This is a genomic window from Bacillus sp. CDB3, assembly GCF_002081505.1.
Taxonomy (GTDB): Bacteria; Bacillota; Bacilli; order Bacillales; family Bacillaceae_G; genus Bacillus_A; species Bacillus_A cereus_AT.
In genome coordinates, this window is record NZ_ALBR01000073.1 from 104,396 (window position 1) to 111,695 (window position 7,300).

Here is a 7,300-nt window from a genome sequence, read left to right on the forward strand (position 1 = left end):
TGGGGATTTTATCTTTGTTTCACCTACACAATATTCGATAATTTGACACATAAAATATAAAAGTCGGTTAATTATCGTCTACTATGTAGCAGCAATTATGACCAATAATTAGGGAGGAATTACACTTGTACAAAGATAAGGCTGACTCACTAGATCAAGAATGGATTGATTTAATACTTGAGGCTCTAGATGCTGGCATTGCCCTGCAAGATATTGAACACTTTTTTCAACGTATGAAGCATACGAGCCAGGCTCAATAGCCTCGTTCTTTTTAACGAATTTTATGTTATAATAATCACATCATAAGACGACTACATATTGATAGAAAGGTGCGCAAATATGATAGGAGAACGTATAAAACGCCTTCGTTTACAAAAAGGCATTTCACTAACAGAACTCGCCGAAAAAGCTGGTGTTGCTAAATCTTACATTAGTTCTATAGAACGAAATTTACAAAAAAACCCTTCCATCCAGTTTCTTGAAAAAATTGCAGCTGTTCTACAAATTCCAGTTGATACTTTACTTCACGATGAAACAACAACGGAAAGTCATCTAGACTCCGAATGGACCCAGCTTGTTAAAGATGCGATGAGCTCTGGTGTCTCAAAAGAACAGTTTCGTGAATTTCTCGAATTTACACAATGGAAGAAAAATCAACAATAATACATAGTAAGGAGTGCTTAAAATCGGCACTTCTTTTTCTTTATAAAAAAAAGCGGGGGATACCCGCTTTTGATTTATTATCTTTCTTCGCCATCTTTTTGCTTAGCATTAAATGTCCATTCTAAGTTTAATGAATCACCTTGGAATTTATTTTGATCCTTGTCATTCTCTACGAACTCAAATTCCACCCATAAGTAATCTTGATCACCAGCTGCTAAACCACCGTTTTCTGACCACTCAGGAGCAAAGATTTCTTTCGCTACTACATCTGGACTTTCATCTTTTAAGTCTGCTAATGTTGTTTCATATACAGGCTGACTTCCCTTATCCCAATTCCAAATGAATTTCACATTAATGTGCTTAGCAAAATCTTCTCCCGCGTTATCGCCTTTAGCATCCGTTACATCATACTTTGTCGCTAGTTTAATCTCTTTAATATCTAACGTCCCATCGTTCTTTAATAAGAACTCTTTCTTAACAGAATCCCCTGGTTTTAAATCTTTAATATCTACAAGCGTTTTAGGGTTTAATGTAAGATCTAACGTCCCAGCTGCAAATGTATTGTTTGATACTTCTTTATCGCTAAAGAATGCAAATGTTCCTCCACCAATTAAAGATAACCCCAATGCCGCTGATGCAACTCCCATACCTAATTTCTTTTTCAGACTCACAATCAATTCCCCCTAGCTGTTTTTTGTATTTTTATCTCTTATTTCAAAATAAGAGGTGTAACTAAAACTATATTAGCTTAGCTAATATTTGTTCTTTTTAAAAACCTTAAGTTCATTATAACGAACGAAACTATATAAACACAATATATTTTTTGATTATTTTTATTTATCAACAATTTTTCTTTTTTTCAGAAAAGTATTGAGAAATAAAGTGAAACTTTAATCAGTGTTTTTTGTCCATCCCCACTGATTATTAACCTTCACCAAATAGTGTGCGGCCAACTAACTTCTTCGCATTCGTTGAATTTTTTGGCCCTTATACCTTCAAAAAAACAAAGCAAATAGATGAGTAGTAGGGCTCTCTCATCTATTTGTCTTATGATTGTATTTATACCTTCCGAAATGCTGCTGTATTTTACTTGCTATTCCTATTTCTTCTGTTCTTCTTGTTTCTTGCTCTCTTCTAACTTTTTCGCTTCTTCTTGCTTCTTACTTTCCTCTAGCTTTTTCGCTTCTTCTTGCTTCTTACTCTCTTCTAGTTTTTTCTCTTCTTCTTGCTTCTTACTCTCTTCTAGCTTTTTCGCTTCTTCTTGTTTCTTACTCTCTTCTAGCTTTTTCGCTTCTTCTTGCTTCTTACTCTCTTCTAGCTTTTTCGCTTCTTCTTGTTTCTTACTCTCTTCTAGCTTTTTCGCTTCTTCCTGTTTCTTACTCTCTTCAAGGTTCTTTTGCTTTGTTGTTTCATCTACTAATAATTTCTCAAAAGCTTGAATTTGTTTATCAATTACCTGTAAATTAACCTCTTTATCAACATACTCACAGTTTTCTTTCACTATATGAAAACCAGCATTCACATAAGAGAATACTTGCTTAGTGGATTCACTTTTATTTTCCTTTAACTCTTCTTTCACTTTGTTATACGGATTTTCTATTGATACATATACTTTTTGTAACAGTTCCCTCTCCGCAACAATTTTCTCACGTCCTTGTTTCCACGTAGCAAGCACCTGCTCTAACTCTTGAGTGGAAGTGAAAGTTAATTTTGATTTCATCTCTTCATACTCATGCAAAATAACGTCCTTATGTTGCTTAGCTTGCTCTGTTAACTGATCAACTGTTTTTGGAAAAATACTTGCTGTAGAAATAGTAGCCTGCACTTTCGTCTCATGAACAAAAGCCGCCTCTGTATAAGTCATCATTTGAGAACCTAAATAAAAAGTAATAGAGCACAAACATGGCAATATAAGCATCTTTTTGAATTTGCGAGGTGCCTTCAGCATCTTAATCTCTCCTATCGAACAACTCGTTCTTTATCAAGAACTATATCTTTATTATAATAAAGTGAATTACAAAATGAAATACAAATTATGTTTCTTTTTACATTTCTCTTTTAACACAAAAAGAGACTACCTTTGATAGTCTCTTTTTGTTGTCATTATTATTTCGTTTCACCATCGCCTTGTTGTGCATCAAACGTCCAAGTTAATTGTAACTTGTCGCCTTGGAATTCATTTTGGTCTTTTTTATTATCAACGAATTCAAATTTCACTTTGAATTTATCAGATTTACCTGCAGAAATACCTTTTTCATCCCAGAACCAAGCAGCTAAATCATTATTTACTGCTGTAAGTGTATCACCCTTCAATTTATCTAATGTAGTTTCTTTCACAATCGTCTCATGCTTATCTACATTTTTTAAGAATGTTACTTTAATATGTTGGCCAAAATCTTCTTTATTATCTTTCTTCGTATCTTCTACACTATAGTCTGTTTTTAATAGAACCTTCTTAATATCTAAAGAACCTTTATTTTCTAGTTTAAATTCTTTTTCAATTGTATCACCAGGTTTTAAATTCGATACGTTAACAACTGTTGATGGATTTAATGATAAATCAAGCGTACCAGACGCAAATGTATTATTTGACACTTCTTTATCGCTAAAGAATGCAAATGTTCCTCCACCAACTAATGCTGCTCCTAGTACTGCCGATGCGATACCCATCCCTAATTTTTTCTTTAAAGTCATGTCCAAATCCCCCATAATATATATTTGTTAATTTCCTAGTAGGAAATTATAACTAAGATAACTAGACGGATTGTTCTACTTTTTTATCTTTCTTTTCTCCGTCGATGCTACGAATAGCGCCAAAAATAGAAATCGCGGAATAGCCAAGTAAAAGGACTCCTGGAATAATAAGAAGTAATGCTGCTCCCGCTTTTGAACTCGCATAATTCAGTCCATAACCAAGGTATGGAACTGTAATATCTGCATATTTTCCGATTACATTCTCTGCAAGTACTGGTGCTAAATCTGGTCCGTTGTTGTTATCCCCTTTTGTTTCATACATTACTTTTCCGTTTATATCTTTCACACCGATAATACGATGAGTGACAATTTTGTTATCTTTCTCTTTAAACGTAATAACATCACCTTTTTGATATTTAGAACCATCTTTCGTTGGCTCGATCGCAATGATTGATCCTGTTAAAAATGTCGGTTCCATCGACCCTGAAAGAACGCTCTTAAATTGATAGCCCATCACTGTCGGGTCCCCACCACTAGCTTTTGAAGAAATAACTACAAAAGCTAAACAAACCATTACTGCAAATAAAACAAATGAGATAACGTTGCTAATCACCTTCCAAATTAATTTCATCGTCTCTCTCCCTCTCCGTTGTTTTATATTATTTGAAGTATGCAATACCCACCTTAGTTCTTTAACGAGAACACAACTAAATAATATAACGAACATTAGAGGAATGCAATAAGAAAATTTACAATTATTAGTTATTAATAAGGGGTGTATTAACGCAAAAAAAGACCGTGACAAAATCTCATCACAGTCTCCACACTAGCCATTTTATTTTTCTTCTGATTTCATCCCTTGGTTATTTCGGCGCAGCACTACATATAAAATCGCTCCAAATAATACAATCGCACCTATTCCAACACTTATCACTTTCACATTCGATTCCTTTACTTCAGGTTCAACTGTATCTTTTTTAGGCATCGTAAAAGTAACATCTTCTTTTGAAAGAACATTTATCGTCGCAATTGTTTGATTATTCTTCGTGATATCCACTGCACCAACTACCTCACCACGGTGGATTCCTTTATGATACAACGAATCTTTATCTAATGAAGCCGCCCGGAAAGCCGTTCTCACATTCTTTCCTTCATCTTTCTTAAGCATAAGTTCTACACTTTTTTCAAGTTCACTATCAATATCTTTATTTAAATACGTTGTCTTTTGATGCCAACTATGTTTATCTAGTACCGTTTGCTTCACAAATTGACCAAAAGAATATTCCGCCATCTGCTTTAAATCTTCATAAATTTCAGGTCTTTGAGAAGCCATTACTACATTTATAATACGATTTCCATCTTTCTCATTTAATAAAACGAGCGTATTGCGCGCTTCATTCGTAAAACCCGTCTTACCACCAATACTATATGGATTTTCAAAATAAGTAGACTTATTAAAAATAGAAACCGTCTGGCTAGACGTCGTAACCGTCGTCCTTTTCGTATTCATCGCTTGTAAAATCTCAGGATACTTCTGCACCCCTCTTGTAATCATGGCCATATCATATGGCGTCGTATAATGATTTGGATCATGCAATCCATTTGGCGTTACAAAATGGCTATCTTTCGCCCCTAATTGTTTCGCCTTTTCATTCATCATATTAGCGAAATTTTCAACACTTCCTCCAATACGCTCCGCAATCGCATACGACACATCATTCGCACTCAGCACCATTAAAATCATAAGTGCAGTATTTCTATTAATAGTTTCACCAGGTTGAAACTCAATTTGATAATTGCTCTTCTCTTGATCTAATGCTAATTGTGAAAACGTAAATTGATCCTCTGGCTTCGTATGTTCCATCAGTAAAATCGCCGTTAACACTTTCGTTATACTAGCAGGAAACGCACGATGATGTGCATTTTTGTCGTACAACACATCTCCTGTTTTCGCATCAATCGTAGTCGCAAACTGACTAAAAACATTCGGCCCTTCCGCAGGCGGCGGTGCCACTTGCTCCGGATTTACTCCAATATTCGTCTCAGCATATAACGTCATAGGTGTCAAAAAAAATAAACAAATAACCATAATAAAAACCGAAATTTTCTTAAAATTTACCATATGACTCTCCCTTTTCACTTTACTTTCACATTCTATAAAATAACTCTACCAATCTATATGTAATTTGTATTAAATTGGAAGGATATTCACTATTTTTTACTATATCACACTTTTACGATGAGGAACATAAATATACAACAAAAAATAAGAAGGAATTACTCTTTCTTATCCTTCTCATCAATCAACGAATCTATTAACTTTTGCCCAGCTTCCTCGGCTGTAATCTCATCCGTCATACCCATAAACGACCAACCTTTAGAATCAACCCACTCTACAAACTCTTGCAAAAACTCATCATGTGTCACATCCACATCAAGAATCGATCCATTAATTGAAATCGTTCTATTTCTAGACACGCGCATCTTGAACGTTTTTCTTACCATTACAATAATTCTCCCTCTACTCCTGAATATTTATAAATATCTTGTACTTCATTTATACATGATTTCTTGAAAATTGTAAAAAGGATATATTGGCCAAATCGCATACTGAAAATGAAAATCTCTTATTATATAATTCTCAAACTACATTCATTTGATCATAAATTGCGTAATACATCCATATAAAAAAATAAAACAACTTACATTTTATCACACCAACTACACTTGACTTTAGTACAATTAAGTGGAATATATTAGAAAACACCTTGAAATGAGGAGGAACTCCATGGCGCGTTGTACGTATTGTAAAACGAAGTGGAAAGTAAAAGAGGTTTGGTCGATACTCACGACATTTGAAAAAGATTGTCCGTATTGTTTCGGACGGCAATATATGTCTAATGATACCTTTCATCATGCTAACGCCGCTTTACCTTTGCTATTCTTATGTCCTTTACTTGTTGATCTAAGTGACGAAAATCCTTTAGATAAATATCGAAAATAATATAACCGCTACATTCAAAACCTACTTTCTATTCAGTTCTCTCCTTATTAATTCTCCCTTTATTCACTACTAATATACTTGCGCATGCTCCCTCTTTAAAAACTTACTATAAAAATATTGTAAAATTTCAGTTAATTATATATAATTGCTTTAGCATAATGATTAAAGATGCTATTACATAAGCATTTTTGAAGATCCCGTAGCTCAGCAGGGAGAGCGCCACCTTGACAGGGTGGAGGTCGTGAGTTCGAGCCTCTCCGGGGTCATAAAAAAAGAGACACCATATCAACCTACTACCTGATATGGTGTCTCTTTTTTTATCCAATTTAATTACTTCCCATCAAACATCTTCTCCAAAGATCTCGCATTAACAGACAATGCTTCTTTCATCTAGTAAGTTAAATTACAAAACTGGACGGTTCGGTCTGTTTTTCCACAAAAAATTTATCCGCTTTTCATAAAAGATATACCACTATAAAAATAACTTCATACTTAAAACAGGATGTTGCCAATAGCTAGTATATTGTACCTCAACTCTTTTACTAGTAATAAAATGCTACTGTTTTTTGTCTCTAAAAATAGTAATATTTTCTCTTTATAGCATTTCACTTTCACGTTTTTTCAATAAAATAAGGTCTTATTTAAACTTATACTTCACGAATACTTTGAAAGGTTTTGTATTATTCAAGGTCGATTTTACCAGAAAAAGTTAAATATAATAAAAGCACTCCTAAACCTATCATGAATACTTTACAAAGAATATAACTTATTGACAATACTAGTGAAAATGGATCAAATAAATTAAATAAAAATGAATTACTACAATGTTGTTCATAAGATTCTTTATCAAGTTTAATTCCAAACCATATAAATCCAATACTCATAAGAACCATCACTGATCCTCCAAAAAGCTTTTCCATGAAAGATTCTATACTCCTC

Annotated in this window: 10 protein-coding genes and 1 tRNA gene; 4 read left to right on the forward strand and 7 right to left on the reverse strand. The window is 33.8% G+C overall.

Annotation, left to right across the window (positions count from 1 at the left end):
- Positions 1-125: 125 nt before the first annotated feature.
- Both CDB3_RS17890 and CDB3_RS17895 read left to right on the forward strand, forming a co-directional pair.
- The gene (locus CDB3_RS17890) at positions 126-260 is read left to right on the forward strand and encodes an anti-repressor SinI family protein (RefSeq protein ID WP_002011474.1); all 135 of its coding nucleotides are present in this window, start codon (positions 126-128) and stop codon (positions 258-260) included.
- A 79-nt stretch (positions 261-339) separates the two neighbouring features.
- Positions 340-663 carry a helix-turn-helix domain-containing protein gene (locus CDB3_RS17895; RefSeq protein WP_002011473.1) on the forward strand — a complete coding sequence of 108 codons (324 nt, stop codon included), beginning with the start codon at positions 340-342 and terminating at the stop codon, positions 661-663.
- A 77-nt stretch (positions 664-740) separates the two neighbouring features.
- Here the strand turns inward: CDB3_RS17895 and calY are convergent, their stop codons facing one another.
- From calY to CDB3_RS17925, 6 genes are all read right to left on the reverse strand, one after another.
- Positions 741-1,334: a biofilm matrix protein CalY gene (gene calY, locus CDB3_RS17900; RefSeq protein WP_128855423.1), complete on the reverse strand. Its 594-nt coding sequence runs from the start codon at positions 1,332-1,334 to the stop codon at positions 741-743.
- Between the two features lie 428 nt (positions 1,335-1,762).
- Positions 1,763-2,611, reverse strand: a complete 849-nt coding sequence (locus CDB3_RS17905; protein WP_128855424.1) for a DUF4047 domain-containing protein — start codon at positions 2,609-2,611, stop codon at positions 1,763-1,765.
- Positions 2,612-2,769: 158 nt separating this feature from the next.
- Positions 2,770-3,357 (reverse strand): CalY family protein, encoded by a 588-nt coding sequence (locus CDB3_RS17910; RefSeq protein ID WP_128855425.1) that lies wholly within the window; start codon positions 3,355-3,357, stop codon positions 2,770-2,772.
- A 61-nt stretch (positions 3,358-3,418) separates the two neighbouring features.
- Positions 3,419-3,988 (reverse strand): signal peptidase I SipW, encoded by a 570-nt coding sequence (sipW, locus tag CDB3_RS17915; protein WP_128855426.1) that lies wholly within the window; start codon positions 3,986-3,988, stop codon positions 3,419-3,421.
- A 204-nt stretch (positions 3,989-4,192) separates the two neighbouring features.
- Complete coding sequence (locus CDB3_RS17920; RefSeq protein WP_097830127.1) at positions 4,193-5,479, reverse strand: D-alanyl-D-alanine carboxypeptidase family protein; 1,287 nt, start codon at positions 5,477-5,479, stop codon at positions 4,193-4,195.
- Positions 5,480-5,634: 155 nt separating this feature from the next.
- The gene (locus tag CDB3_RS17925) at positions 5,635-5,862 is read right to left on the reverse strand and encodes a hypothetical protein (protein WP_000251863.1); all 228 of its coding nucleotides are present in this window, start codon (positions 5,860-5,862) and stop codon (positions 5,635-5,637) included.
- Positions 5,863-6,145: 283 nt separating this feature from the next.
- Here CDB3_RS17925 and CDB3_RS17930 point away from each other — a divergent pair, with 283 nt between their 5' ends.
- Complete coding sequence (locus CDB3_RS17930) at positions 6,146-6,361, forward strand: hypothetical protein (RefSeq protein ID WP_128855427.1); 216 nt, start codon at positions 6,146-6,148, stop codon at positions 6,359-6,361.
- 193 nt (positions 6,362-6,554) lie between these two features.
- Positions 6,555-6,627 (forward strand) — tRNA-Val (locus CDB3_RS17935).
- A gap of 414 nt (positions 6,628-7,041) precedes the next feature.
- On the opposite strand, the gene CDB3_RS17940 is transcribed toward CDB3_RS17935, so the two are convergent.
- On the reverse strand, positions 7,042-7,300 hold a 259-nt coding region (locus tag CDB3_RS17940; RefSeq protein ID WP_256869873.1), incomplete at its 5' end, for a hypothetical protein.